The sequence below is a fragment of the Luteimonas sp. A537 genome (genome assembly GCF_054052065.1).
Genome location: NZ_JBSVRH010000001.1, coordinates 628,689 through 653,836, shown reverse-complemented (window position 1 = coordinate 653,836; position 25,148 = coordinate 628,689). Strand labels below are relative to the sequence as shown.

At 70.6% G+C, this 25,148-nt stretch carries 21 protein-coding genes; 5 read left to right on the top strand and 16 right to left on the bottom strand.

The annotated features are described in order from the left end of the window. Window positions 1-59: 59 nt before the first annotated feature. From ACW7GZ_RS03020 to ACW7GZ_RS03010, 3 genes are all read right to left on the bottom strand, one after another. Entirely contained in the window at window positions 60-2,582 is a 2,523-nt protein-coding gene (locus ACW7GZ_RS03020) for an ATP-binding protein (RefSeq protein WP_457007740.1), read from the bottom strand. A 31-nt stretch (window positions 2,583-2,613) separates the two neighbouring features. Beyond that, window positions 2,614-4,476: an EAL domain-containing protein gene (locus ACW7GZ_RS03015; RefSeq protein ID WP_457007738.1), complete on the bottom strand. Its 1,863-nt coding sequence runs from the start codon at window positions 4,474-4,476 to the stop codon at window positions 2,614-2,616. Window positions 4,477-4,585: 109 nt separating this feature from the next. Continuing rightward, entirely contained in the window at window positions 4,586-5,167 is a 582-nt protein-coding gene (locus ACW7GZ_RS03010; protein WP_457001037.1) for a DUF4126 domain-containing protein, read from the bottom strand. 97 nt (window positions 5,168-5,264) lie between these two features. Here ACW7GZ_RS03010 and ACW7GZ_RS03005 point away from each other — a divergent pair, with 97 nt between their 5' ends. The 4 genes from ACW7GZ_RS03005 to ACW7GZ_RS02990 are packed head-to-tail and all read left to right on the top strand — an operon-like array spanning window position 5,265 to window position 8,300. After that, complete coding sequence (locus ACW7GZ_RS03005; RefSeq protein WP_457007736.1) at window positions 5,265-5,960, top strand: DUF6776 family protein; 696 nt, start codon at window positions 5,265-5,267, stop codon at window positions 5,958-5,960. 32 nt (window positions 5,961-5,992) lie between these two features. Next, entirely contained in the window at window positions 5,993-6,367 is a 375-nt protein-coding gene (gene erpA, locus ACW7GZ_RS03000; protein ID WP_343255788.1) for an iron-sulfur cluster insertion protein ErpA, read from the top strand. Further along, complete coding sequence (gene nudC, locus ACW7GZ_RS02995; RefSeq protein WP_457007734.1) at window positions 6,364-7,278, top strand: NAD(+) diphosphatase; 915 nt, start codon at window positions 6,364-6,366, stop codon at window positions 7,276-7,278. Before erpA ends, nudC begins: the two co-directional genes overlap by 4 nt. 38 nt (window positions 7,279-7,316) lie before the next feature. Then, on the top strand, window positions 7,317-8,300 hold the full coding sequence (locus ACW7GZ_RS02990; RefSeq protein WP_457001043.1) for a hypothetical protein: 984 nt from the start codon (window positions 7,317-7,319) through the stop codon (window positions 8,298-8,300). A 66-nt stretch (window positions 8,301-8,366) separates the two neighbouring features. On the opposite strand, the gene ACW7GZ_RS02985 is transcribed toward ACW7GZ_RS02990, so the two are convergent. The 13 genes from ACW7GZ_RS02985 to ACW7GZ_RS02925 form a co-directional block, all read right to left on the bottom strand. Next, the gene (locus tag ACW7GZ_RS02985) at window positions 8,367-10,277 is read right to left on the bottom strand and encodes an MFS transporter (protein ID WP_457007732.1); all 1,911 of its coding nucleotides are present in this window, start codon (window positions 10,275-10,277) and stop codon (window positions 8,367-8,369) included. Window positions 10,278-10,426: 149 nt separating this feature from the next. After that, window positions 10,427-11,413, bottom strand: coding sequence for an LLM class flavin-dependent oxidoreductase (locus ACW7GZ_RS02980; RefSeq protein ID WP_457002798.1), 987 nt, complete (start codon window positions 11,411-11,413; stop codon window positions 10,427-10,429). A gap of 30 nt (window positions 11,414-11,443) precedes the next feature. After that, the gene (gene purD / locus ACW7GZ_RS02975; protein WP_457007730.1) at window positions 11,444-12,739 is read right to left on the bottom strand and encodes a phosphoribosylamine--glycine ligase; all 1,296 of its coding nucleotides are present in this window, start codon (window positions 12,737-12,739) and stop codon (window positions 11,444-11,446) included. Window positions 12,740-12,832: 93 nt separating this feature from the next. Beyond that, window positions 12,833-14,416, bottom strand: a complete 1,584-nt coding sequence (purH, locus tag ACW7GZ_RS02970; protein ID WP_457007728.1) for a bifunctional phosphoribosylaminoimidazolecarboxamide formyltransferase/IMP cyclohydrolase — start codon at window positions 14,414-14,416, stop codon at window positions 12,833-12,835. Between the two features lie 78 nt (window positions 14,417-14,494). Beyond that, a complete protein-coding gene (gene fis / locus ACW7GZ_RS02965; RefSeq protein ID WP_457001050.1) occupies window positions 14,495-14,767 on the bottom strand; it encodes a DNA-binding transcriptional regulator Fis in 273 nt (90 codons plus the stop codon). A gap of 46 nt (window positions 14,768-14,813) precedes the next feature. Further along, window positions 14,814-15,938, bottom strand: coding sequence for a DUF3426 domain-containing protein (locus ACW7GZ_RS02960; protein WP_457007726.1), 1,125 nt, complete (start codon window positions 15,936-15,938; stop codon window positions 14,814-14,816). A gap of 40 nt (window positions 15,939-15,978) precedes the next feature. Beyond that, on the bottom strand, window positions 15,979-16,899 hold the full coding sequence (gene prmA / locus ACW7GZ_RS02955) for a 50S ribosomal protein L11 methyltransferase (RefSeq protein WP_457007975.1): 921 nt from the start codon (window positions 16,897-16,899) through the stop codon (window positions 15,979-15,981). Window positions 16,900-16,988: 89 nt separating this feature from the next. Further along, window positions 16,989-18,989, bottom strand: a complete 2,001-nt coding sequence (locus ACW7GZ_RS02950; RefSeq protein WP_457007724.1) for a hypothetical protein — start codon at window positions 18,987-18,989, stop codon at window positions 16,989-16,991. 142 nt (window positions 18,990-19,131) lie between these two features. Next, a complete protein-coding gene (gene accC, locus ACW7GZ_RS02945; RefSeq protein WP_457007722.1) occupies window positions 19,132-20,502 on the bottom strand; it encodes an acetyl-CoA carboxylase biotin carboxylase subunit in 1,371 nt (456 codons plus the stop codon). A gap of 11 nt (window positions 20,503-20,513) precedes the next feature. Continuing rightward, the gene (gene accB, locus ACW7GZ_RS02940; RefSeq protein WP_457001057.1) at window positions 20,514-20,993 is read right to left on the bottom strand and encodes an acetyl-CoA carboxylase biotin carboxyl carrier protein; all 480 of its coding nucleotides are present in this window, start codon (window positions 20,991-20,993) and stop codon (window positions 20,514-20,516) included. An 85-nt stretch (window positions 20,994-21,078) separates the two neighbouring features. Continuing rightward, window positions 21,079-21,525, bottom strand: coding sequence for a type II 3-dehydroquinate dehydratase (gene aroQ / locus ACW7GZ_RS02935; protein WP_457001058.1), 447 nt, complete (start codon window positions 21,523-21,525; stop codon window positions 21,079-21,081). A gap of 114 nt (window positions 21,526-21,639) precedes the next feature. Next, a complete protein-coding gene (locus tag ACW7GZ_RS02930) occupies window positions 21,640-22,239 on the bottom strand; it encodes a TlpA family protein disulfide reductase (protein WP_457001060.1) in 600 nt (199 codons plus the stop codon). Continuing rightward, window positions 22,239-24,626 carry a protein-disulfide reductase DsbD family protein gene (locus ACW7GZ_RS02925; protein WP_457007973.1) on the bottom strand — a complete coding sequence of 796 codons (2,388 nt, stop codon included), beginning with the start codon at window positions 24,624-24,626 and terminating at the stop codon, window positions 22,239-22,241. Before ACW7GZ_RS02925 ends, ACW7GZ_RS02930 begins: the two co-directional genes overlap by 1 nt. A gap of 246 nt (window positions 24,627-24,872) precedes the next feature. On the opposite strand from ACW7GZ_RS02925, the gene ACW7GZ_RS02920 reads away from it, so the two are divergent. Next, window positions 24,873-25,127 (top strand): hypothetical protein, encoded by a 255-nt coding sequence (locus ACW7GZ_RS02920; protein ID WP_457007720.1) that lies wholly within the window; start codon window positions 24,873-24,875, stop codon window positions 25,125-25,127. Window positions 25,128-25,148: the final 21 nt, after the last annotated feature.

Here is a 25,148-nt window from a genome sequence, read left to right as displayed (position 1 = left end):
TCCTACAGTTGCGATCGGGCCACAGGCCGCTCCCACACAGCCCCGCCGCTCCTGCAGAGCTAGGCCTGGGCTGCGCTCGCGGCCTTCAGCGCCGCGCGGGCGCGGTTGAACTCGTTGGCTACCAGCGCCACCGCCACCGCGGGGCGCTCGAGCAGGCGCTCTCGCGCGCCCAGTTCGACGCGCTTGGCCGCGGCCGACAGTGACATCGCGCCCAGGTTGGCGCTGGACGACTTCAGTGAATGCGCGGCGTCGCGCAGGGCGTCGTAATCGGGGGCGGTGGCGGCCTGTTCCATGGTACCCACCAGGCGCGGCGTGTCCGCCAGGAAGACATCGATCAGGTGGTCGAGGTCGTCGCCGAGCATGGCGCGCAGCTCTTCAAGGATCTCGTGGTCGAGCACGGGCGGAAGCGTGGATGGCGGTGCCGCGAAAGCCGGTGCTGGCGCGGCATCCGCGGGGCCTTGCACAGCCACAGGTGCCTGCGCAGCCGGGGAAGCAGGCGTCGGCCGTCTCGCCCATTCCGTGCCAGCGTCGAGCGCCGCCGTCGGCATCGACAAATCATCTGCCTCGTCATCCGGCCCGGCTACGGGCGGAATCCCGTCCACGAACTCGACCTCTACTTCGGCGCCCTCGCTCCCGGTGCCGACAGCGTGGTTGGCGTAGCCGATCATGTCGCCGGTTTCCGGATCCACTTCATAGGCTTCGCGCTGGGCCGCGGCCGCGGCCGCTTCGGCGTTCCACCAGCGCGCCAGCGTGCGCTCCAGCTCGCTGCGGGTCACCGGCTTGGCGAGGTAGTCGTCCATGCCGGCATCCAGGCATTTCTGGCGATCGCCGGCCATGGCATTGGCGGTCATGGCGATGATCGGCACGTGGCGGCCGTCGCCGGCGTCCTGCTCCATCTCGCGCCAGCGGCGGGTGGCGGTGTATCCGTCCATCACCGGCATCTGGCAGTCCATCAGCACGACGTCGTAGCGCGAGGCTTCCATGCGCAACAGCGCGGCTTCGCCGTTGCTGGCGGTGTCGCAGGTGATGCCGAGCACCGACAGCAGGCGCTGGCCCACCATCAGGTTCACGGGGTTGTCTTCGACCAGAAGCACGCGCGCGGCGCGAATCGGGGCCGAGGGCAGTGAGGATGCGATGGCGTTGGCCATGGAGACGGGTTCCCTGACGTTGTCCGGTGCCTGTGCGGCGTTCCCGCCCAGCAGGGCGGCACGGAGATCGGCGTCGGGGGACTGCCGGCTGAGGAGGGTGACGCTGCGTTGCAGTTCTTCGGGGACCGGATCATCCCCGTACAGGCAGACCAGCTTGAGGTCGCCGTAGACGGCCTGGCGGCCGAGGTTGCGGTGCAGGGCCACCGCGGTGCTGCGCATGCCGGCAAGGTCCGCCAGCACGAGGGAATAGGCCCAGGGCGCGCCCTGGTTGGAGGCCGCGCGCAGGCGGTCGAGGGCTTCCTGGGTGGTTTCGACCGCGCTCACGCGCAGGCCCCAATTGGGCAGCAGCATCGACAGCCGCAGGCGCAGGCGCGGGTCGGCGCTGAGCAGCAGCAGGCGGCCGCGGGCGGTGTTGTCGTCAAGGTTGTTGGGCATGTCGCCGGCGGCCTTGAGCAGCGGGATCTCGAACCAGAAGGTGGCGCCGTGGCCGGCTTCGGACTCCACGCCGATGCGGCCGCCCATCAGTTCGACGATGCGCTTGGAGATCGCCAGGCCCAGGCCGGTGCCGCCGTACAGGCGGGTGGTCGAGGCATCGGCCTGGCTGAAGGCCTGGAACAGGCGCGTCTGCGAGCTTGCCGGGATGCCGATGCCGGTGTCGCGCACTTCGAAACGCAGCTGGTGCTGGGCGGCGGTCTCGCCGTTGCGACGCACCGTCACCGTCACCGAGCCGCGCTCGGTGAACTTCACCGCGTTCGACACCAGGTTGCCCAGCACCTGGCGCAGGCGCACCGGGTCGCCGCGCACGGCCAGGCGCACGGCCGGGTCGATGTTGAGGCTCATGCGCAGGCCCTTGCCCTGGGCCGGGCGGTCCAACAGCTGCATCACGCCATCAAGCAGTTCGCGCAGGTTGAAGCCGGTGCTCTCGAGTTCGAGCTTGTCGGCCTCGAGCTTGGAGTAGTCGAGGATGTCGTCGACGATGCGCAGCATCTGCTGCGACGACGTGTACGCGGTGCGCACCAGTTCGGCGTGGTCGGGTGCCAGGCGGGCGTGCATCAGCAGGTCCAGCATCGGCACGATGCCGTTGAGCGGGGTGCGGATCTCGTGGCTCATCGTGGCCAGGAACTCGCCCTTGGCCATCACCGCCGATTCCGCCGCCTGCTTGGCCTGCCGCATCTGCGCTTCGAGCTGGGAGTGCTGCTCGATCTGCGCCTGCAGCTGTTCCATCACCGCCTCGTCGCGGCGCGCGCGCTCGTCGGCCTCGTCCATTTCCTGGTCGCGGCGGCGCACGCTGACGTGGATGGCGATGACCGCGAACAGCACCAGCAGCACCAGCACCAGCGCGGCATGCTCCCAGGGCCCTTCCAGCCCGAGGGCGTCCAGCACCAGGGACAGGGTGGCGCCTGCGGCCGCGCCCAGCGCGAGCCAGCGGAGCATGATTGCCGAGGGTCGTCCGCGTGTCAGCATGTCAGAGCACCGAGTGGTGGAAGTCGAAGTCCATTTCTCCCGCGGCCTGCTGCACCAGGTTGCCCTGGATGAAGTCGACGCCGCTCATCCAGAGCGTGGCCGCGGCCTGCGGATCCTCCACCTGCTGGCCGATGACGCACAGGCCCAGGCGGTGCGCGCGCTCGATGGCCTGGCGCATTTCATCGCGCACGGCCGGGTCGTCGAGCTTCTGCGAATAGCGCGAGGCCAGCCGCACGTAGCCCAGCGGCAGCTGCCCGAGCAGGGCGTCGGCCTCGCGGCCGGACTGGTACTGGCCAAGGCACAGCTGCACTCCGGCGGGCACCATGGCGTCGCAGAACTCGCGCAGCGCCAAGGCGTGGATCAGGGCTTCGTCCTGGCGCACGTCGATCACGATCCGCGTGCCCTCGACGCCGTAGGCGGCAAGCATGCCCAGCACGTGGTCGGCGTGGCCGTCGCGGGCCAGGCTGCGTGCGGATTGCGAAACAAACAGGCGTACCGGCCGGCCGTCGGCCGTGCGCTGGTGGAGCACGGTCACCGCCAGTTCCAGCACGCGCGCATCGATGTCGTGCATCAGGTCGGCGGCATCGGCGGCGGGCAGGAAGTCGGCCGCGGCCAGCAGCTTGCCGTCGGTGCCGCGCATCCGCAGCAGGGTCTGGAACTGTGCTTCGTCACCGCCAGCGACGGCCACCACCGGCTGGAACGCGAGTTCGAAGCGGTTGTCCGCCAGCGCCTGGCGCACGGATTCGGCCATGGCCTGGTCGTGGTCGCGCTGGCGCGGCGGCTGGTAGCCGGCAACGGCGGTGGGCTGGGCGCGTGCCTCGCGCAGAGCGCGCTCGGCGGCGGCCAGCGCGCTGCTGGCATCGCCATAGGCATGGGCCAGGGTGGTGTAGCCGACGAAGGCGCGCAGGCGCACCGCCTCGTCGTTCGCACTGAAGCCTTCGCGGCCGAGCGCGTCGCGGAGCGCGCGGGCGCTTTCCGGCAGCTGCCCGGCTTCAAGTTCGGCGGCGTGGATCAGGTAGATGCTGTCGCTCAGGCGCGACACGGCGTGGCCGGCCGCGGCTTCGCCGATGCGGGCGGCGGCATCGGTGAGCAGCTGCTCCAGCCCCGAATAACCATAGCGATCGCGGAGTACGCCGATGCCCGCGATCTCGACCATGAACAGCGCGCCCTTGCCGTCGCCGGGGATCATCGAGTTCAGGCGCTGCAGCATGTGCGAGCGGGTGAACAGGCCGGTGACCGGGTGGCGGCCACCGCCGCTGCGCTCGCGCTGCAGCATGCGCGCCCGGCGCACGCGGCTCTGCACCGCGGCGATCAGGTGCCGCGGCCGCACCGGCTTGGTGAGGAAGTCGTCGGCGCCGACCTCGAGTACCTCGAACTGGCGCTCCGGGTCCGGGTCGCCGGTCAGGAAGACGATCGGCACGTGGCCGTAGGCGGGGTCCTGGCGGATCAGGTTGGTCAGCTCCACGCCGTCCATGCCCGGCATGTGCAGGTCCATCAGCACCAGGTCGGGGCGGAAGGTCGCAAGCGAGTCCATCACTTCGGTGGCCACCGACACCACCGCCGCCTGCATGCCGGCGCCGCTGAGCACGCTTTCGGCGAACAGCGCCTGGCTGAGGTCGTCCTCGACAACCAGCACGCGGTAGGGCGCATCGGTGCTGCCGTCGGCGGCGACCGGGGGCGTGACCGCGGGTGGCGGGGGTTCGGCCGGAGGCGCATCGGCCTGCACGGCCACCGGCGGCGCGGCGTCTTCGCACCAGCGGCGCCAGTAGGCGGACGGCGGGAACTCGGCGCGAACGGCACCACCGGGCAGGGGCGCTGCCTGGCCCGTGTCCGCTGCGGTCCGTGTGCCGGGTGCTGCACTCACTGCGGGAGACCTCCGTAGGCAGGGACGGAGGCGCAGCGCACCTTGCGCTCCCCCCGAATCGCCAAGCCTACAACGAACCGGCGCCGCGGTCCTGCGATGCCGGTCGCGCTCAGCCCGTGCCGGCCACGGCGCGGCGCCGGAACAGTCGCCGCCAGACCCACCACAGGCCCAGGGCAAGCAGCAGGCTCAGTACCAGCGCGATCCCCAGCGCCAGCAGCGGGTTGGCCAGGGCCAGGGCCAGCAGGCCGATGGTGGCGACGTCTTCGGTGGCCGAGGCCCCCCAGTTGCTGAGCGGCTCCGGGGATGCATTGATCAGCACCCGGCTGCCGGCCTTGAGCACATGGCTGCCGAGGGCCACGCCGGCCCCGGTGGCGAGCATGCCGGCCGACAGGTCGCCATCGGGCGAGAGCGCGGCCGCGGCCAGGAAGGCGCCCGCCGGCACCCGCGCAAGCGTCTGCAGCAGGTCCCAGCCGGAGTCGACGCCCGGGATCTTGTCGGCGAAGAATTCCACCAGCGCCAGGACTCCGGAGATGCCCAGCACCCATGGCGATGCGGTGACTTCGAGCGCGGATGGCAACTCCAGCCAGCCCAGCGCGCCGGCCAAGCCGACGCCGAACACGGTGAGGTAGACGCGGATGCCGGCCAGCCAGGCAAGCAGGACGCCGGCGGCGAACAGTTGGGCTTCGGACATGGCCGTGCTCCGTGGGGCTGCGATCGACTGCGATGGCGCGAAGTATAGGCACCGCCCCGTTCGCCCGGCGCTCAGGCGCGGGCGTTACCATGCGTGGATGCCGGACACGCCACCGCCCGAACACCCGCATCCGCGCGCGCACATCATCCTGATGGTCGTGCTCGCGGCCTGCCTGCTGTTCGGGGTCTGGGGTGCCTGGACGGTGTCCAACGGCGGGAGTCGCAGCGACGATGCCGCGCTTCGCGGCGAAATCGACGGCCTGCGCCAGGAGGTCGCGACGCTCGCGCGCTCCGACCAGGTCAGCCGCGAGGCCAACGGCGACCTTCAGCTCGCGCTGGCCGAACGCGACGAGGAAATCTCGGCCCTGCGCGCCGACGTCGCCTTCTACGAGCGCCTGGTCGGCAGCACCAGCCAGCGCCGCGGGCTGACCGTGCACGGCCTGCGCCTGCAGTCGCAGGGCGAAGGCGCCTGGCACTTCACCGCCACCCTCACCCAGACCCTGAACCGGGCAGCGGTGAGCAGCGGGAACCTGACCATTGAAGTGGAAGGCTCGCGCAACGACAGCCTGGAGCGCCTGGACTGGACCGCGCTGCGCCAGCTCGACGATGCGCCGGGCGTGGAGTATTCCTTCAAGTACTTCCAGCAGGTCGACGGCGACCTGATGCTGCCCGAAGGCTTCAAGCCGCTGCGCGTGATCGTGCGCCTGGCGCCGCCGCGTGGCCAGGCGGTGGAGGAGTCCTTCACCTGGGCCGACGCCACCGCGGCGACGCCACGTTCCGCGCCGGACGCTTGAAGCCCACGGTCCCACCCCCCATGCTTGATGGCATGAGCACCACCATCGATCTTTCCGCCCCCGGCTACCAGTCGCTCGACCGCCCGCTGGAGTTCACCCCGTCGGCTGCGGCCAAGGTCCGCGAACTGATCGCCGAAGAGGGCAACGACGCCCTCAAACTGCGCGTCTATATCCAGGGCGGCGGCTGCTCGGGTTTCCAGTACGGCTTCGAGTTCGACGAAGAGCAGGGCGATGACGACCTCGCCGTGGCGACCGATGGCGTGACGCTGCTGGTCGACCCGCTGAGCCTGCAGTACCTGATGGGCGCGGCGGTCGACTATGTCGAAAGCCTGCATGGCGCGCAGTTCACCATCCGCAACCCGAACGCGAAGTCGACCTGCGGCTGCGGCAGCAGCTTCACCGCATGAGCCCGCGGCGCGCGGCGCCGTTCGCCTTCGTCGAGGCGCCGCTGGATCGCGCCGAGAATATCCGTGACGACAACGAGGCCCTGGCCCGGCTGTGGGCCACCGGGCGTGCGCTGGTGCTCGATGCCGAGGGCCGCGCGTGGGCGACGGCCGATGGCTCGGTGTTCGCGCCGCCGGCGGCCGATCTTGCCGATGGACCCGGCGCGGCCCTGTTCCTGGGCCTGCGCGGCGACGAGGGCTGGTTCGCGGTGCGCGCGGAAGACGCCGCGGACACGCGCGGCGCCGCTGCCACGGCGCCGCCGCCCGGCGTCGACCTGCGCAACGCGGCCGCGCAGTGGCCGGATTTCGAGGCCACCGCCTTCGCCCAGGCGCGCGCGGTGCTGCACTGGCGCGCGCGGCACCGCTACTGCGGGGCCTGCGGCGCGGCGCTCGAGTACCGGCGTGCGGGCTGGCTTGGCTGCTGCGGTGGCTGCGGGCTCGAGCACTATCCGCGCACCGATCCGGCGATGATCGTCGCGGTGAGCGACGGCGAGCGCCTGCTGCTCGGCCGCGGCCCCGGCTGGGCACCGCGGCGCTATTCGGTGCTGGCGGGATTCGTCGAGCCGGGCGAGTCGCTGGAGCAGACGGTGGTTCGCGAGGTCCACGAGGAATCCGGAGTGCGCGTGCTCGGCTGCCGCTACCTGGCGTCGCAGCCTTGGCCGTTCCCCTCGTCGCTGATGCTCGGCTTCGAGGCCGACGCCGCACCCGACGTGCCGCAGTGCCTGAGCGACGAGCTCGAGGATGCGCGCTGGTTCACCCGTGGCGAAGTCGGCGCCGCGCTGCGCGGCGAATCCGGCCCCGACGGGCTGCTGCTGTCACCGACGATCTCGATCTCGCGCTGGCTGATCGAGCGCTGGCACGACAGCCGGGGGTGAGGGCGGTCGCCTTCGCCGGCTGGCGCTAGAATCAGGCCATGTTTCCGACCCTGTTCGCGGTAGTGGTTGCGCTGGTGCTCGGGCACCTGGCGCCCTGGTTTGCCGCTGCCGTCCGCGACGACGGCTGGTATCGCGCCCTGTTGCGCTGGCTGGACGGTCGCTTGCGCGAGGATGCGTTCTGGCGCGGGCGCTGGGGCCTGCTGCTGGCGCTGGTCCCGGTGCTGCTGGTGGTCGGTTTCCTGCAATGGCTGCTGCACGGCGTCGCCTTCGGGCTGCCGGCGCTGCTGTTCGGCGTAGCCGTGGTGTTCTACGCCTGGGGCCCGCGGGATCTCGATGTCGACGTGGCCGCGGTGGTCGATGCGGAAGACTCTGCCGAGCGCCGCGAAGCACTGGCGCGCCTGCGTCCCCCGGCTGCGGCGGGTGCCGCCGACGCCGGCGACGAGGTCGGTCGCGTCTTCATCGCAGCCCTGCGACGCTGGTTCGGCGTGCTGTTCTGGTTCGTGGTGCTGGGCGCGGTGGGCGCGCTGCTGTATCGGCTGGTCGCCATCGCCGCCGAAGACGAGCCGGCGCTGTACCTGCCGGCCGGCACGGTGGAGGGCGCACGCCGGCTGCTGGTGCTGCTGGACTGGCCGGTGGCGCAGTTGATGGCGCTGTCGCTGGCGCTGGTGGGCAACTTCGACGTGGTGGTGTCGGCCTGGAAGGCCGCCGGCGGCACCGGCCTGGCGCAGGGAGCCGACGTACTCGCCGCGGCCGGTCGCGCGAGCGTGCGTCGCGAGCTCGACGATGCGGTCCGGGAGGCGGGGTCCGTGGAGGCCGGCGCCGAACGCGGCGTCGAGGGTCGCGTCGAAGCCGGTGTCGAACCCGGGGCCGCCGGCGTGCCGCCGATGGCGGCGCCCATGGCCACGGTGCTCGAGGCCCCGCTGGACCAGGCGATGCGCGACGCCATGTCCCTGGTCTGGCGCGTCCTCCTCGCCTGGCTCGCGTTGCTGGCCCTGTTCGTCGTCGCCGGCTGGGTCAACTGACGCACCTCCCCGTAGGAGCAGCTATAGCTGCTCCTACATGAGGGGATGTGGTCCGAAGGGGTACGCTCAGGGCTTGTCGTCGCGCAGCGCGCGCACGCGTGCTTCCAGCAGCGCGGCGTCGGCTTCGCTGCCGGGAATCGGCGCGTCCGCCATCACCGCGACGTGCGCGCGGAAGCGGCGCGGCACCCGCATCATGCCAAGGCGCCCGCGTGCGGCCGACGCGCTGCGCCGGCTCCACATGCTGCTCCACATCCCGCGCAGCGCCATCGGCACCACCGGCACCGGGCGGCGTTCAAGGATGCGTTCGACTCCCGATTTGAACGGAGCGATATCGCCATCCGACGTCAGCCGGCCTTCCGGGAAGATCAGCACCAGCTCGCCCTCGGCAAGCGCCGCGTCGATGCCGTCGAACGCGCGCTGCATCATCGCCGCGTCCTCCCTGGGGCTCGCGATCGGGATCGCGCCGGCCGCCTTGAAGATCCATCGCATCACCGGGATCTGGAAGATCCGGTAGTACATGACGAAGCGCACCGGCCGCGGGATGCTCGCCGCCAGGATCAGCGCGTCCATGTAGCTGACGTGGTTGCAGACCAGCAGCGCCGGACCCTCGTCGGGCACGTGGCGCTCGATGCCGTGCAGCTCCAGGCGATACAGCGTGCGCACCAGCAGCCAGCTGACAAAGCGCATCGCGAATTCGGGCACGATGGTGAAGATCCACGTCGTGACCAGCAGGTTGGCGATCGCCACCGCCAGGAAGACCTGGGGGATGCTCCAGCCCAGCACCTGCTGCAGCACCAGCCCCGTGACCGCCGCAGTGACGATGAAGGCCGAATTCTGGATGTTGAGTCCGGCGAACACGCGTGCCATCTCGTGCTTCGGCGTACGGCTCTGGATCAACGCGAACAGCGGCACGATGAACAGTCCGCAGGAGAAGCCGATGCCGGTGAGGTCGATCGCGATGCGCCAGCCGTGGTTGCCGGCGAGGAAGCCGGCGATATCGAGCCCCACCTGCGGCGCCAGGCCGCTGCGTGCGAAGTAGAGATCCAGCATGAAGGCGCTGATGCCCAGCGCGCCCAGCGGCACCAGGCCGATCTCCACCGTGCGTGCGGAGAGCTTTTCGCACAGCAGCGAGCCGGTGCCTACGCCGACCGAAAACAGCGCCAGGCCGAAGATATAGAGGCTGGTCGAGCGTTCCGCGGCGCCCAGGTGCAGCTCGGCGTAGTTGGGCAGCTGCGCGGTCAGCACCGTGCCCACGAACCAGAACCAGGACACGCCGAGGATCGCGTTGCGCACCGCCGGGGTGCGCCGGCTCAGCTTCCAGATGCGGACCGACTCCGGCACCGGGTTCCAGTTGACCTTGAGTTCCGGCGCGCCGGCATCGACGCGCGGGATCAGGCGTGCCACCAGATTGCCGATGACCGCCAACGCGATCACCGAGGCCGCGGCCGCCTCCGCGCCCCAGGTGCCGGCGACCTGGAAGACCAGCCCGCCGTAGATCATGCCGGCGAGGATCGAAAGCGACGTGCCCATCTCCACCAGGCCGTTGCCGCCGGTGAGTTCCTCGGGCTTCAGCACCGCCGGCAGGATCGAATACTTCACCGGCCCGAACAGCGTCGACTGCATGCCGGTGGCGAACAGTGCGACCAGCAGCAGCGGCATGTTGCCGAGCATGAAGCCGATGCCGGCCAGCGACATGATCCCGATCTCCATCGCCGTGGTGATCACGATCAGGCGCTGTTTTTCCAGCTTCTCGGCGAATTGCCCCGCGATGGCCGAGAACAGGAAGTAGGGCGCGATGAACAGCGCCGGCGCCAGGTTGGTGTAGAGGGTGCGCTGCTCGCTGTCCACGCCGAGGTAGAACAACAGGCCGATGATGGCCTGGCGGTAGACGTTGTCGTTGAAGGCGCCCAGCGCCTGCACGGCGAAGTAGGGCAGGAAGCGCCGCTCGCGCAGCAGCTGGAACTGGGAATAGGCCATGCGGACCCCGGATGGTGTGCGGCGAGCCTAGCGCAAGCCCGCGAAACCGGCCATCGCCAACACCGGCTTTGTAGGAGCAGCTATAGCTGCGAAGGGTTCCGCCGCAATGCGATCACAGTTGTAGCTGCTCCTGCAGGAGTGGTGGGGGTTTACAGGGTCGAGGCGATTTCAGAGACCGCCTGGAACGAACGCAGGCGGTGGTCGAAGTCGAAGATGTCGGAGACCACCATCAGCTCATCGGCCTGGGTGCGCTCCATCAGTGCCTTGAGCCCTTCGCGCACGGTGTCGGGACCGCCGTAGATGCTGTGCGCGAGCATGTGCGATGCCTGGGCCTTTTCCTGCGGCGTCCAGTACTGCTCGATGTCGTCGATCGGTGGCTTGGTGAGGTCGCGCGCGCCGCGGAAGATCCCGGCGAACGACATCTGCTGCGAGGTGGCGAGGAACTTCGCCTCGTCATCGGTCGGCGCCGCGATCACGTTGACGCCCACCAGCGCATACGGCTTGTCGAGCTGCGCGGACGGCTGGAACCGGCTGCGGTAGATCGACAGCGCCTGGTCCAGCATCTGCGGCGCGAAGTGCGAGGCGAAGCCGAAGGGAAGGCCGAGCTCGGCCGCGAGCTGGGCGCCGAACAGGCTGGAGCCGAGGATCCACAGCGGCACTTCGGTGCCCGATCCGGGCACGGCCTCGACGCGCTGGCCGGGCCGCGTCGGCGACAGCCAGGCCTGCAGCTCCTGCACGTCCTGCGGGAACCGGTCGCTGCTGGCGGGGTCGCGGCGCAGGGCGCGCACGGTGACCTGGTCGGTGCCGGGCGCGCGGCCCAGTCCAAGGTCGATGCGGCCGGGGAACAGCGTGGCCAGCGTTCCGAACTGCTCGGCGATCACATAGGGCGCGTGGTTGGGCAGCATGATGCCGCCTGCGCCGACGCGGATCTTCGAACTGCCGCCGGCGACGTGGGCGATCACCAGCGAGGTCGCCGCGGTGCTGACCGCCGGCATGTTGTGGTGCTCGGCGATCCAGAAGCGCTCGTAGCCCCAGCCTTCGGCCTGGCGGGCGAGTTCGCGGGCCTCGTCGAGCGCGGTGCGGATGTCGCCGCCCTCGCGCACGCGGCCGAGTTCGAGGATCGAGAGGCGGGGCATGGTCATGGGGGCTCCTGTGGTGGCCGGGGGTCAGGCCTGTGGGTCGTGCTCGCGTGCGATGGCGCGCCAGCCGATGTCCCTGCGATGGAATTCGCCGGGCCAGGTGATGCCTGCCGTGGCGGTATGCGCGCGCTGCTGCGCTTCGGCAACGCTGTCGCCCAGCGCGCAGACGCAGAGTACGCGACCGCCCGCGGTGACCGCATGACCGTTCTCCAGCCGCGTGCCGGCGTGGAAGACGCGGACGTCGCCGGTGCCGGGCATGTCCGGCACGCTGATCACGTCGCCGGTGCGCGGCGTGGCCGGATAGCCTTCGGCCGCCATCACCACGCCCAGCGCCGGGCGCGGGTCCCAGTCGGCGTCGGCGCCATCCAGCGCGCCATCGATGCCGGCCTCGACAAGTGTCGCGAAGTCCGAGCGCAGGCGCATCATGATCGGCTGCGTTTCCGGGTCGCCGAAGCGCACGTTGAACTCGATCACCTTGGGCGCGCCGTCGGCATCGATCATCAGGCCCGCATAGAGGAAACCGCTGAACGGCACGCCGTCGGCGGCCATGCCAGCGACCGTCGGCTCGATCACTTCGCGCATGATCCGCGCGTGCACCGCGGGCGTGACCACCGGTGCCGGCGAGTACGCACCCATGCCGCCGGTGTTGGGGCCGGTGTCGCCGTCGCCCACGCGCTTGTGGTCCTGGCTGGTGGCCATCGGCAGCGCAAAGCTGCCGTCGACCATGGCGATGAAGCTGGCTTCCTCGCCGTCCAGGAACTCCTCGATCACAACCCGCGCGCCGGCCTCGCCGAAGGCATCGCCGCCGAGCATGTCGCGCACCGCGGCCTCGGCCTCGGCGAGGGTCATCGCCACGATCACGCCCTTGCCCGCGGCCAGGCCGTCGGCCTTGACCACGATCGGCGCGCCCGCGTCGCGCAGGTACGCCAGCGCGGGTTCGACCTCGGTGAACACCGCGTAGTGCGCGGTCGGGATGCCGTGGCGGGCAAGGAAATCCTTGGCGAAGGCCTTGCTGCCCTCGAGCTTCGCGGCCGCGGCGGACGGCCCGAAGATGCGCAGGCCCGCGGCCTGGAAACGATCGACGATGCCCGCCACCAGGGGCGCCTCGGGACCGACCACGGTGAAGGCCACGCCCTCGTCGCGGGCCAGCGCCAGCAGCGCATCGATGTCGGTGGCTTTCACGTCGACGTTGCGGCAGCCCGCTTCGGTCGCGGTGCCCGCGTTGCCCGGCGCGACCAGCACCTCATCGACGCGCGGAGACTGCGCCAGCTTCCACGCGAGCGCATGTTCGCGACCACCGGAACCAATGACCAGGACCTTCATCGTGTGCAACCGCCTCGAAGTGTCTGTTTGAGGTGTCTGTTCAAGATAGCCCCCTGAGCCAGGGGGCGATTCGCGCCACAGGCGCGAATGGAATCAATGCCTGAAATGCCGGACGCCGGTGAACACCATCGCGATGTCGTGCTCGTCGGCCGCGGCGATCACCTCTGCATCGCGCATCGAACCACCGGGCTGGATCACCGCGCGGATGCCCGCCTCGCCAGCGGCGTCCAGGCCGTCGCGGAACGGGAAGAACGCATCCGATGCCATCACCGAACCCGGCACCGCCAGCCCCGCGTCGGCGGCCTTGATGCCGGCGATGCGCGCCGAGTACACGCGGCTCATCTGCCCGGCGCCGACGCCGATGGTGGCGCTGTCCTTCGCGTACACGATGGCGTTGGACTTCACGTACTTGGCCACGCGCCATGCGAACAGCAGGTCGCGCAGCTCGGCCGCGGTCGGCGCGCGCCTGGTCACCTGCCTCAACTCGCCGGCCGTCATGCCGCGCGTGTCCGAGGACTGCAGCAGCAGACCGGAGCCGATGCGCTTGCTGTCGTAGTTGTTCATGCCCTCGCCGTGCGGGATGCGCAGCACGCGGACGTTGGCCTTCTTCGCGCAGTACGCCAGCGCGGCGGGCTCGTAGTCGGGCGCGATCAGCACCTCGACGAACTGGCGGTCCAGGATCGCCTTCGCGGTGGCCGCGTCGAGCATGGTGTTGAAGGCGAGGATGCCGCCGAAGGCCGAGGTCGGGTCGGTCGCGTACGCGCGCTCGTAGGCCTCGCCGCAGCCGGCCGCGGTGGCCACGCCGCAGGGATTGGCGTGCTTCACGATCACGCAGGCGGGCGCGTCGAACTGGCGCACGCATTCCCAGGCCGAATCGGCGTCGGCGAGGTTGTTGTAGCTGAGCTCCTTGCCCTGCAGCTGGGTGAACGTGGCCAACGTGCCGGGCACCGGATGCAGGTCGCGGTAGAAGGCGCCCGACTGGTGCGGGTTCTCGCCGTAGCGCAGGTCCATCACCTTCACGAAGGCGGTGGCCATCTGCGCCGGGAACTCGGCGCGCGCCGGCACGTCGACGGTGGCGTCGCCGATCGCCGACAGGTAGTTGCCGATCGCCGCGTCGTACTGCGCCACGCGGTTGAACGCGGCCACCGAGAGCGCGAAGCGGGTCGCGGCCGACAGCGTGCCGTCGTGCGCGTCCAGTTCGTCGACGATGCCGGCGTATTGCGCCGGATCGGTCGCCACCGCCACGCGCGCGAAGTTCTTCGCCGCCGAGCGCAGCATCGCCGGGCCGCCGATGTCGATGTTCTCGACCGCGTCGGCGAGCGTGCAGTCCGCCTTCGCGGTGACCGATTCGAAGGGATAGAGGTTCAGCACCAGCAGGTCGATGGCGCCGATGCCGTGTTCGGCCATCACCGCCTCGTCGACGCCGGCGCGCCCGAGCAGGCCGCCGTGCACCACCGGGTGCAGGGTCTTGACCCGGCCGTCCATCATTTCCGGGAAGCCGGTGGCGTCCGCCACGTCGCGCACCGCGAGGCCGGCCTCGCGAAGGGTCCGGGCCGTGCCGCCTGTGGACAGCAGTTCGACGCCCCGCGCGGCAAGCGCCCGGGCGAGTTCAACCAGGCCGGTCTTGTCGGACACGGACAGCAGGGCCCGGCGCAGGGGCAGGCGATCGGAGGTCATGGCATGTGGGGGTTGCGGGGACACCGCGATTATACGGCGCGGCAGCAACCTGGCCGCGGTGGCGCGGGTGCGCGCGGGTCAGAGGATCCCGTAGTCGCGCAGCTTGCGGCGCAGGGTCGCGCGGTGGATGCCAAGCATGGCCGCGGCGCGGCTCTGGTTGCCCTCGCAGTGGTTGAGCACTTCGACGAACAAGGGAATCTCGAGCTCGCGCAGGGCGATGTCGTACAGGTTTCCCGCATCGCAGCCGTCGAGGTCGCGGATGTAGCGGCGCACGGCGTTCGCCACGTGCTCGCGCAGCGGCGCCCGTTGCGTGCCGCGGGTCTGCGGCTCGTTGCTGTCGGCGGCGTTCAATCGGACCCCTGGACCATGTCGCGCAAGCGCGCGATCGGAAACGAGTTTAACGCGCGGCGCGCGCGGCTGCCATCGGCTCGGGGCCATCGTGGAAATCAAATGCGAAGCCCACCGCCCCCGGGCCCGGCTCAAGCACGTCCATGCGGATCATTGCGCCCTGGCCACTGCCGAGCAGCTCCGTTGGTGGTTCGCCGCCGAGGTACTCCGCGGCGGTGAATGCGCGCGTGCCGAGCGGACGGCCGTCGATGTCCGACAGCGTCAGCACGATCCCGGGCCAGGGCTGTGGCCAGGCGGCGTCGTTGCGGAAGCTGGCGGCGATGCGCAGCGCATTGGCGGCCTGTGGATGCGGGCGCACATCGCGTTCAAGCAGTACGAACGCCGCAGGCTCGCGCCACGGCGGCAGGCTGCACCGCAGCAGCCCGCAGACGCCCGCGACCACGGGCCGCCAGCCCGGGTCGGCGGCCAGGCGCGCGCGGTCGGCAAGCAGCCACTGCAGCAACAGCAGCAGCGCCAGCGCGACGATGGCGGCGGGCAGTGCCCAGGTGCGGCCCGAGCGTGCCGCCGGGGGGCCGGTGCGCCGGGTGCGCGCGAAGCTTGGGGCGGCGCGGCCGGTGGCGCGCTGCGGCTTGGGCGCAGGAGCGGTCGTTTGTTCCGGGTCAGGGGCGGGTGCAGCTGTAGCTGCAGGTGTCACTGCAGGTGCGGGCTTCGGGCCTGGTCCGCAGGTCTGCGCGGGATCGTGGGCTTCCGCTGGCGCCGCGCTCGCAAGGGATGTCTCGTCCAGCGCTTCATCCGCTGCCCCGGCCCCATCTTCCGGCACGTTCCCTGTCGTGCCTTCAGCAGATCCTTCCGGCGCTGCTTCAAGCGATCCGTCACCAACCACGCCGGGCGGATGCGACATGGGCGCCGTCACCGGCGCCTGCAGCAGCGTGGCGAGCGATATCGCGGGTTGCGCAGCGCCGTCGTCCGCCGGATTCCCGGCGGTTGTCGCCGGCCCGTCGAACGATTCCGAAATCGCCGCCGCCACGCCGCTGCGGGCATCGCCCACCGGGGCAACCGCGCCGCCGGGAAGATCGCGCAACGGTGCCGCGCAGCGCGGGCAGCGCTCCGGAGGCAGGTCGCTGGCCGGGTCGGTGGCGACCAGGCCGCGGCAGGAGGGGCAGTTGACGAACATGCGGCCTATTCAAGCACGCGCGCTGCGTGGCGGGCAGCCGTCAGCGGCGCCGGATGCCGTCAATGCGAACCCAGTCACCTTCAATCGCGACCGAGAGCTCATCGAACCATTCGCCATAGCGCGCCAGCAGCGGTTCCTGCTGGCCGTCGAGGATGCCCGACAGCGCAAGCCGGCCGCCAGGTGCGACGCGTGCGGCAAGGGTGCCTGCCAGTGCATCCAGCGCCGACGCGAGGATGTTGGCGACCACCACCGGCCAGGTGCCGTCGGGTGCGCCTTCGGGTGCGTATACCGACAGGCGCTCGCCCACGGCGTTGCGTGCGGCGTTGTCGGCGGTGGCGAGCAGCGCCTGCGGGTCGTTGTCGATGCCGGTGGCGTGGGCGGCGCCGAGCTTGAGCGCGGCCAGCGCCAGGATGCCGCTGCCGCAGCCGAAGTCGAGCACGCGGACGCCGTCCAGCAGGCCGTCGGCGGCCAGGCCGTCCAGCCAGCGCAGGCACAGCGCCGTGGTGGGGTGGGTGCCGGAGCCGAAGGCCAGGCCGGGGTCCAGGCGCACGATGGCGGCCTCGTCGCCCTCGGCGCCGTCGGGCAAGTCGTGGTTCCAGGGCACGATCCAGGTGCGTTCGCCAAAACGCAGCGCAACGTACTGGTCCATCCAGGCCCGTTCCCAGTCCTGGTCCTCGACGTTGCGGAACGAAACCCGGCTCCAGTCCAGGCCGGAGTCGAAGCTTTCCAGTGCAGCGAGCAACAGCAGCGGGTCGGAGTCGTGCGGGAACAGCGCGCTCAGCGAGATCGCCGCCCAGAGCGGGGTTTCGCCTACGCCGGGCTCGAGGATCGCGCGTTCGTTGCCGGTATCGGCGTCCGCATCGAGCATGGTCACCGCCAGTGCGCCGACGTCGTCGAAGGCGTGCTCGTAGCGGGGCTGTTCGGATTCGCGGCAGTGCAGGGTCAGTTCAAGGAAGGGCATCACGCGGTGGCCGGACCAGGGAAACGCCATGGTACCGGCCAGCGCGTCGGGTTTGCCGGCCCGGGAATGCCCCGGGCCGGCAAGAGGGCTCAGCGGCCCGGCACCAGGGTCTCGACCTGGTAAGCGGTGCCACGGCCGGTGCCGTCGGCGCGCAGCGTCGCGGTCCCGCTCACCGGGGCCTGGGTGGACAGCACGGTGAACGAGTACAGCTCACCCCAGCCCAGCGAACGGCCGCTGGAGCCGGTGCTCCACTCGATGCTGTTGGCGCCGGCCTCGAAGGCCCAGTCGTTCGCCGCGTCGAGATCGCCATCGCGGAACGTCGTCGTGCTGACGTTGCCGCCGGAGGCGGTCGCCAGGGCGAAGGCGTCGAAACCCTGCGTGGAGTGGATGCGCAGGTTGGGCGAGTTGCCCTCGGTTTCCGCGAACGCGAAGTCGAAGTTCATCAGCGCGTAGTGGTACTGCCAGAGGCCGCCCGGCAGGCGCTGGGCCTTGACCGCAAGCTTGGCGTGCGAGTCACCGGACACGAGCTCGGTGATGAGCTTGCGATCCTTGGTCGGGTTCATGTGCGGGTTGCGCGGGTTCAGCGGCGCGCTGTCGCCGCCAAACCAGCGGTCGATGGCCGAGCCCAGGCGCTCCGTGCTGGTTCCGATGTTCCAGATGCTGCCGGTCCACGACGGGTTGGTGACCTTGGTGGACATCGAGTTGTAGATGTTGATGTCCTTGCGGGCCACGTACCAGGACTCGAACATCCAGGTGGCGCCCGGGTTGGCGGACGGCGACACCTGTGACTCGCCGACCAGCAGGCGGTGGACGTAGTTGTCGCCGGGCGCGGTGTTCTGGATGCCGTTGCAGTCCGGATCAAAGACCGAGCCGCAGCGCCCCCAGAGCCCGGAAGACGGCAGGATCTCGTCGCGCGAGGTCATGCCCTGGGTGTAGTCGTTATTGCCGACGGAGTAGGTGTCGGTGCAACCGCGGCCGAGCGCGTGGTTGTGGTGGTCGTTGCTGTCCAGGCAGCTGCCGTTGGTGGTCAGGTACGCGTGCTTCACGCCCGAGCGGCCGATCTGCTCGAAGCTGCCATCGGCATTGGTCCGGTACATGTTCCAGATCAGGTAGGGATGCTGGTCGTTGTTGTACGGCGCCGAATTGCCCGTGAACTTCTGGTGCCACGGGATGCTGGCCGTCCACATCGCGCTGCTGGTGCCCAGCGGGTCGTTGGGCACGGTGGCGTTGATGCTGCCCTCGTTGACGTTGTTCTTCAGCGTCGCCGACGGCGCGATGGCCATGGTGCCGCTGCCCTCTGCTCCGGTGCAGTCCTGGCAGCGCAGGTACTGCGCGAAGGTGCTGAGCATGAAGATGTCGTTCTGGTAGGTGCTGCCGTCGGGTGCCGGGTCGCCGTCCCAGGTGATGTGGTTGGCCTGCGGCCGCAGGTCGCCGCTGCCACGCATCTGTACCGGAACGTCGAGCTGCAGTTCGGCGATCGCCATGCCGGCGGCATACGGGGCGCCGATGCGCTTGGCCAGGCGTTCGCTGATGCGGATGTCGGACGAGCCGATGGTGAACGACGCTGGATCGTCCAGCAGCTCGTGCATCACATGGTCGACGTGGAACCAGGCCACGCCCTTGGCGTCGACCAGGTCGAACTCGGGTTCGGCGCCGCGCTTGACGGCGCGCGGCACCAGGCGGAAGCCGTCAAGGTCGATGTTGCCGCCCTTCAGCTGCACCACGTAACCACCGCGGGCCTGCAGGGCACCGCCGGCCATTTCACGGGCGTAGCCGTTGTCGACGATGAAGCGCATCTGCCGGGCGTCCTGCAGCGCGAAGCGCTCGGAGCCGTCGGAGGTGGGCTGGCCGTGGACGGAGGCGGGCACGATGCGCATGCCGAGGTCGCCGGCAAGGTCATGGTTCCAGCGGATGCCGATGTCGCCACCGCCGATGCTCCAGGGCCTCTCGGCCGAGGTTTTGTCATCAGTGGTTGCGCCCTTGGGCGCGGGCGCAGCGGTAGGTGGCTGTGCAAATACGATCCCGGCGGTGGCCGTGGCCAGAAGGCCGCCCAGCACGGCGGTGGCGACCCTGCTCTTGCGAACGCGCATCGATCCTCTCTCCCTTGTCGTTGGTACCGGCCCCCGTGCCCGGTGAACGACCGAGCATATGCGAGGTGGCCGGGCTCACCATGTTGCGCTGCCGCATGGTGCCGCCAACGGCAATGTGCGCCGCCCCGTGGGGCGGCGCCTGTCAGAGGATCGAGAGCGAGGTGTCCTTGCGCTCGGTCAAGCGCTTTTCCAGGTAGTGGATATTGCGCCCGCCTTCCTCGAAACCACTGTCCGCCAAGATCCGCTGCTGCAGCGGGATATTGGTGCGAATGCCGTCCACCACCATCTCGCTGAGCGCCACGCGCATGCGGCAGATCGCCTGTTCACGGTCGGCGCCGTGCACGATCAGCTTGCCGATCATCGAGTCGTAGTTGGCCGGCACCCGGTAGCCCTCGTAAACGTGGCTGTCCACGCGCACGCCCGGCCCGCCCGGCGCGTGGAAGTGCTGGATCAGCCCGGGCGAGGGCATGAAGCTGTCCGGGTCCTCGGCGTTGATCCTGCACTCGATCGCGTGGCCGCGGATCACCACGTCCTCCTGGCGGATCGACAGCGGCCGCCCGGCGGCGATCATCAGCTGCTCGCGGATCAGGTCGATGCCGGTGACCATCTCGGTGACCGGGTGCTCGACCTGGATGCGGGTGTTCATCTCGATGAAGTAGAAACGGCCGTCCTCGAACAGGAATTCGAAGGTGCCGGCGCCGCGGTAGCCGATGCGGATGCATGCATCCACGCAGACCTGGCCGATCTCCGCGCGCATCGCGTCGGTGATGCCGGGCGCCGGCGCTTCCTCGACCACCTTCTGGTGGCGGCGCTGCATCGAACAATCGCGCTCGCCCAGGTGGATGGCGTTGCCCTGGCCGTCGGCTAGCACCTGGATCTCGATGTGGCGCGGGTTCTCGAGGAACTTCTCCATGTAGACCATGTCGTTGCCGAAGGCCGCCTTGGCCTCCTGCTTGGTGGTCGCCACGGCGCCGGGCAGCGCGGCCTCGGTGTGGACCACGCGCATGCCGCGGCCGCCGCCGCCGCCGGCGGCCTTCACGATCACCGGATAGCCGATCCCGCGCGCCAGGCGGATGTTCTCCGCGGCGTCGTCGCCCAGCGGGCCGTCCGAGCCGGGCACGCAGGGCACGCCGGCGGCCTTCATGGCCTTGATCGCCTCCACCTTGTCGCCCATCAGCCGGATGGTGTCGGCCTTGGGGCCGATGAAGATGAAGCCCGACTGCTCCACGCGCTCGGCGAAGTCGGCGTTCTCGGCCAGGAAGCCGTAGCCGGGGTGGATCGCCTGGGCGTCGGTGACCTCGGCGGCGGCAATGATGCTGGCCATGTCCAGGTAGCTCTGCGGCGAGGGCGCCGGGCCGATGCACACCGACTCGTCGGCCATGCCGACGTGCTTGAGGTTGCGGTCGACGGTGGAATGCACCGCGACCGTGCGGATGCCCAGCGCGTGGCAGGCGCGCAGGATGCGCAGCGCGATCTCGCCGCGGTTGGCGATGACGACCTTGTCGAGGGGCATGTCGTCGGGCCTCAGCCGATCACGAACAGCGGCTGGTCGAACTCGACCGGCTGTCCGCTCTCGCCGACGATCGCCAGCACCGTGCCGGCGACGTCGGCCTCGATCGGGTTGAACATCTTCATGGCTTCGATGATGCCCAGCGTGTCGCCGGCGCCGACCACCTGGCCGACGGTGACGAAGGCCGGCTTGTCCGGCGCGGGCGATGCGTAGAACGTGCCGACCATCGGCGAGCGCACGACGTGGCCGTCGGGAAGCGCTGGGCCGGTGGGCTCGGCCGGCCGGCCGCCGGTGGCGGCCTGGACGGGCGACTGCATCGGCATCACCGGCTCGGGCTGCGCGCCGGCCTGGATGAACTGGGCCGGCGCCTGCGGCGCATAGCCGCGCGGCGTGCGCGCCAGGCGCACGGACTCCTCGCCCTCCTTGATCTCGATCTCGGCGAGGTTGGAGTCCTCGAGCAGGTCGATCAGCTTCTTGATTTTTCTCAGGTCCATGCGGGCCTCTCTGGTGGTGCCGGCAGGTGCCGGCAGTGGCAATCGGGGAATCGTGGGTCGTGGACGGTGAATCCGGAATCCGGCCTCAGCCCGCCCGCGCCAGGCGGGGCAGGGCGGCATCCAGCGCAAGCGCGTAGCTGGCGGCGCCGAAGCCTGCGACCACGCCCACCGCCAGGTCGCTGAAGAAGCTCTGGCGGCGGAAGGGTTCGCGGGCGTGCGGGTTGGACAGGTGCACTTCGATGAAGGGGATCGCGACCGCGGCCAGCGCGTCGCGCAGCGCCACCGAGGTGTGGGTGAATGCGGCCGGGTTGAGCAGGATGAAGCAGGTCCCGTCGCCGGCGGCGGCCTGGACCCGGTCCACCAGCACGTGCTCGGCGTTGGACTGCAGGCTTTCGAACGCCAGCCCCGCGGACTCCGCGCGCGCGCGCAGCCCGGCGTCGATCGCGGCCAGGGTGTCGCGGCCATAGATCTCCGGCTCGCGGCTGCCGAGCAGGTTGAGGTTGGGGCCGTGGAGGACCAGAAGCCTGTCCATCTCCGGTGCGGATCCGCCTTCACGAAAAACGGCGGTCAGTCTGCGGCAAGCGGCGGATCGTGTCCAGATCGCCGAAGTTTTGCGAATTAGCGCAGTTTTAAACGCTTGTTTGATTCAGTCGCGGTTGCGCGCCCAGTCGTCCAGCTCGCCATGCACGAAGGGACCGATGCGCTGCTTGAGCAGCTGGCCGTCGGCCGAGACCAGCACCGTATACGGCAGGACCCCGCGCTGGTTGCCGAGCTGGACACCGGAATCGCGCGGACCGGCGGCGTCGATCAGGATCGGATAGCGCACCGGGATGCGCTCCAGGAATTCCTCCACGGCCGCCTGGTCGTCGAGCGCGATGCCGATCACCTGCACTCCGTCGTCACCCTGTTCGGCGGTGAAGCGGTCGAGTTCGGGCATTTCCTCGATGCAGGGGCCGCACCAGCTGGCCCAGAAATTGACCAGCAGCGGGCGGCCCGCGAACTCTTCGGGCAGGGTGCGCGGACGGCCGGACAGGTCGGGCAGGGTGATGGTCGGCACCGGGTCGCCGCGCTTCGCGATCGCGAGGTCCCCGGGCGGCGCCGGGGCCACGGCATCCATCGCATGTTGTACCGCGCGCTGCCCGAGCTCGGTGCGCAGCAGCGGACCGGGGCCGTTCACCGCCAGCCCGGCCACCACGCCAAGGACGCCCGCGGCCAGCGCTACCAGCAGGATGCTGCGCGTGCGCATCAGCGTGCCGCCCGTTCAAGCGCCGCGACCGCGGTGTCGGGGTCGAGCACGGCCGGCAGTACGTGGCCTTCGCCGCCGTCGCCCGGATAGACCACGTACAGCGGCACGCCGACGGCGCGGTGTTGCTCGAGGAACGCGCTGATCTCCGGATCGACGCTGGTCCAGTCGCCGACCATATAGGCGGCGCCGGTGCGGGCCAGGGCGTTCTTGAAGGCATCGCCGGACAGCGTGCTGCGCTCGTTGGCCTTGCAGGTCACGCACCAGTCGGCGGTCATGTTCACGAAGACCGGGGTGCCTGCGTCGCGCAGGGCGCGCAGGCGCTCGGCGGAGTAGGCGACGCTGCCGCCTTCGGCCCCGGCCACCGCCGCGACCGGCGGCGGCATGCGGCCAACCAGCCATGCGGACGACAGCGCCAGCACCAGCAGCGCGATCGCCGGCAGCCGCCGCAGCCAGCCGCCGCGCATGCGTGCGCGCTCCAGCCACCACAGCGCCAGTGCCATCACCGCCACCCCGGCGGCCACCACGGCCATGGCGTCGACGCCGCGCTGGCGGCCCAGCACCCAGGCCAGCCAGATCGCGGTGAGGTACATCGGGAAGGCCAGCACCTGCTTGAGCGTGTCCATCCACGCGCCCGGCCTTGGCAGGCGGTCGGCCAGCGCCGGCACCAGGCCGACCAGCAGGAACGGCAGCGCCAGGCCCAGGCCCAGGGCCAGGAACACCAGCAGCGCGGCGGCCGGCGAGGCGGAGAAGGCATAGGCCAGCGCGCCGCCCATGAACGGCGCGATGCAGGGGCTGGCGACCACGCAGGCCAGCACGCCGGTGAAGAAATCGCCGACCGGGCCGCTGCGCGCAGCCAGGCCCTGGCCGAGATTGGCGCTGCCGCCGACGCTGAACACGCCCGACAGGCTCAGGCCGACCGCCGCCATCAGCAGCACCAGCGCGGCCACGAAGCCCGGCTGCTGCAGCTGGAAGCCCCAGCCCATGGCCTGGCCGGCGGCGCGCAGCGCGAGTACGGCCAGGCCGACCACGGCGAACGCGACCAGGACGCCGGCGGTGTACCAGAGCGCCTGGCGGCGGGCGTGGGCGCGGCTGGCACCACCCTGCGCCAGGCCGAGCACCTTGAGCGAAAGGATCGGCAGCACGCAGGGCATGAGGTTGAGCAGGATGCCGCCGGCCAGCGCCAGCAGCAGGGCCAGGCCAAGGCCACCGCCGTCCGGCATGGCCGGGGGCCTGCTGCGCGCGGCATTGTCGGCGGCCGCGTCGGCCGTGGCGCCAGGCGTGCCGTTGATGGGCGCCGCAGCGTCCGTGGCTGCGGAGTCCGGCGCATCAGCAATGCCGGCGGCGAGCGGGGCCTGCGCGTTTGCGACACCTGCGCCCCCCGTTCCCGCAGGGCCGCTAGCGGCGTCGGTGGTGGCCGGGTCGCCGGCATCCGCCGCTGCCCCCGCGGTGGCTGCCGCCTCGGCTGCGGTTGCCGCCGTGCCCGCCGGCAGCGACACGCGCACGCTGCGGGTCATCGGCGGATAGCAGATGCCTCCGTCCTGGCAGCCCTGGAAGGTCGCCGTGAGCGTGGCTTCGCGCGCCTCGCCGTGGCTGCGCCGCAGCGGCAGGGGCACGTTGACCTGGTCGAAATAGACCACCACCTCGCCGAAATACTCGTCGTGGTGTGCGACCCCCCGCGGCCAGCGCGGCGTGCCCGCCTGGATGCCGTCGGCCTCCAGCGTGAAGCTGCTGCGGTCGCGGTAGAGGTAGTAGCCCGGCGCCGGTGTGAAACGCATCAGCAGGGTATCGCCATCATCGGCAATGGCTTCGAATGCGAAGGCCTGCGCTTCCGGCAGCGGCAGCGCGCCGGCAGCGCCGCCGCTGGCTGTCGGTGCGGAGCCGCCCGTGCCGCCCGTGCCCAGTGCCTGGCCCAGCGCGGCGAAACCGGAATCGGCCTGCTTCGGGGTCGCGGCTGCGGCAGCCGGCAGCGCCACCGCCACCGTGCGCGTCTGTGGCGGATAGCAGATGCCGACGTCGGCGCAGCCCTGGTAGCGGATCTTCAGTCCGGTGCGTGCGGCCGTCGCGGTGCCCGGGAGTACGCCCGCCACGCGGCCGCGGTAGGTTTCGACGTCGCCGAAGAATTCATCGGTATACGGCGTGCCGGCAGGCAACTGCAGCCCGGCCGGGTCGGCGCGGAACCCATCGTCCACGGGTTCGGCGCCCATGCGGTGGCGATAGAGGTAGTAGCCCTCGGCGATCGTCCACTCAAGCCCGATGCCACCTGCCGCGGAGGCATCGACCCGCAGCACGAAGGCCTCGTCCACCGGCAGCAGATCGTCCATGCCGATCGCGGCCAGGACCGTCCCGGGTACCAGCAGCGTCGCCAGTGCGAGCAGGGCGGCGCACATCCATCGCCGCGCCGGTGGCCTGGCGATCGACCTCCGGATGCGGGCGTCGGGGCGGTTGCAGCGGTGCGGGGGGGCGGTCATCGGCACGGACGGGCGGCGGGCGGCAGGAGCCGGACAGGGTAGCCGACCCGGGCGGCCCGGACCCTTGCGGTTGCGGAACGCAGAAGCCCGGGCGCGCCTTGGTGAATGTCCGGAAGCCGGGCCGGGCGTCGTCTGTAGGGAGGCTTCGACAACGGGAGGAGGCCAATGGATATCAATCGCCGCGGCAGGTCTGCGGGAGGGCTGCTGCCAGCAGTGCTGGCGCTGCTTCTTGGAGGCTGCGGGGTCTCCCAGGGCGATGCGCCTGCAGTCGATGTGCCGGACCAGGCCGCCAGCGCGCTGACCCCCGCTGAAGCGGAGCTGGTGGACGCGCTTGGAGGAATCCCCGTGGACAACGGAAAGATCAGCCGCGATGAACTCCGGCGGCGGGTCATGTCCCCCCCTGGCGAGGAGCAGCCGTGATCGCTCTTCGATTTGCACTGG

Excerpts from the sequence above, each read along its gene's own strand:
- ACW7GZ_RS03010 (WP_457001037.1), bottom strand. The coding sequence starts at position 5,167 with ATGTCCGAAGCCCAACTGTTCGCCGCCGGCGTCCTGCTTGCCTGGCTG.
- ACW7GZ_RS02960 (WP_457007726.1), bottom strand. The coding sequence starts at position 15,938 with ATGTTCGTCAACTGCCCCTCCTGCCGCGGCCTGGTCGCCACCGACCCG.
- nudC (WP_457007734.1), top strand. The coding sequence starts at position 6,364 with ATGAGCCCGCGGCGCGCGGCGCCGTTCGCCTTCGTCGAGGCGCCGCTG.
- ACW7GZ_RS02990 (WP_457001043.1), top strand. The coding sequence starts at position 7,317 with ATGTTTCCGACCCTGTTCGCGGTAGTGGTTGCGCTGGTGCTCGGGCAC.
- ACW7GZ_RS02985 (WP_457007732.1), bottom strand. The coding sequence starts at position 10,277 with ATGGCCTATTCCCAGTTCCAGCTGCTGCGCGAGCGGCGCTTCCTGCCC.
- purH (WP_457007728.1), bottom strand. The coding sequence starts at position 14,416 with ATGACCTCCGATCGCCTGCCCCTGCGCCGGGCCCTGCTGTCCGTGTCC.
- ACW7GZ_RS03005 (WP_457007736.1), top strand. The coding sequence starts at position 5,265 with ATGCCGGACACGCCACCGCCCGAACACCCGCATCCGCGCGCGCACATC.
- ACW7GZ_RS02950 (WP_457007724.1), bottom strand. The coding sequence starts at position 18,989 with ATGCGCGTTCGCAAGAGCAGGGTCGCCACCGCCGTGCTGGGCGGCCTT.
- erpA (WP_343255788.1), top strand. The coding sequence starts at position 5,993 with ATGAGCACCACCATCGATCTTTCCGCCCCCGGCTACCAGTCGCTCGAC.
- ACW7GZ_RS02980 (WP_457002798.1), bottom strand. The coding sequence starts at position 11,413 with ATGCCCCGCCTCTCGATCCTCGAACTCGGCCGCGTGCGCGAGGGCGGC.
- purD (WP_457007730.1), bottom strand. The coding sequence starts at position 12,739 with ATGAAGGTCCTGGTCATTGGTTCCGGTGGTCGCGAACATGCGCTCGCG.
- ACW7GZ_RS02920 (WP_457007720.1), top strand. The coding sequence starts at position 24,873 with ATGGATATCAATCGCCGCGGCAGGTCTGCGGGAGGGCTGCTGCCAGCA.
- accB (WP_457001057.1), bottom strand. The coding sequence starts at position 20,993 with ATGGACCTGAGAAAAATCAAGAAGCTGATCGACCTGCTCGAGGACTCC.
- ACW7GZ_RS02930 (WP_457001060.1), bottom strand. The coding sequence starts at position 22,239 with ATGCGCACGCGCAGCATCCTGCTGGTAGCGCTGGCCGCGGGCGTCCTT.
- ACW7GZ_RS02925 (WP_457007973.1), bottom strand. The coding sequence starts at position 24,626 with ATGTGCGCCGCCCTGCTCGCACTGGCGACGCTGCTGGTACCCGGGACG.
- prmA (WP_457007975.1), bottom strand. The coding sequence starts at position 16,899 with ATGCCCTTCCTTGAACTGACCCTGCACTGCCGCGAATCCGAACAGCCC.
- aroQ (WP_457001058.1), bottom strand. The coding sequence starts at position 21,525 with ATGGACAGGCTTCTGGTCCTCCACGGCCCCAACCTCAACCTGCTCGGC.
- ACW7GZ_RS03020 (WP_457007740.1), bottom strand. The coding sequence starts at position 2,582 with ATGCTCCGCTGGCTCGCGCTGGGCGCGGCCGCAGGCGCCACCCTGTCC.
- accC (WP_457007722.1), bottom strand. The coding sequence starts at position 20,502 with ATGCCCCTCGACAAGGTCGTCATCGCCAACCGCGGCGAGATCGCGCTG.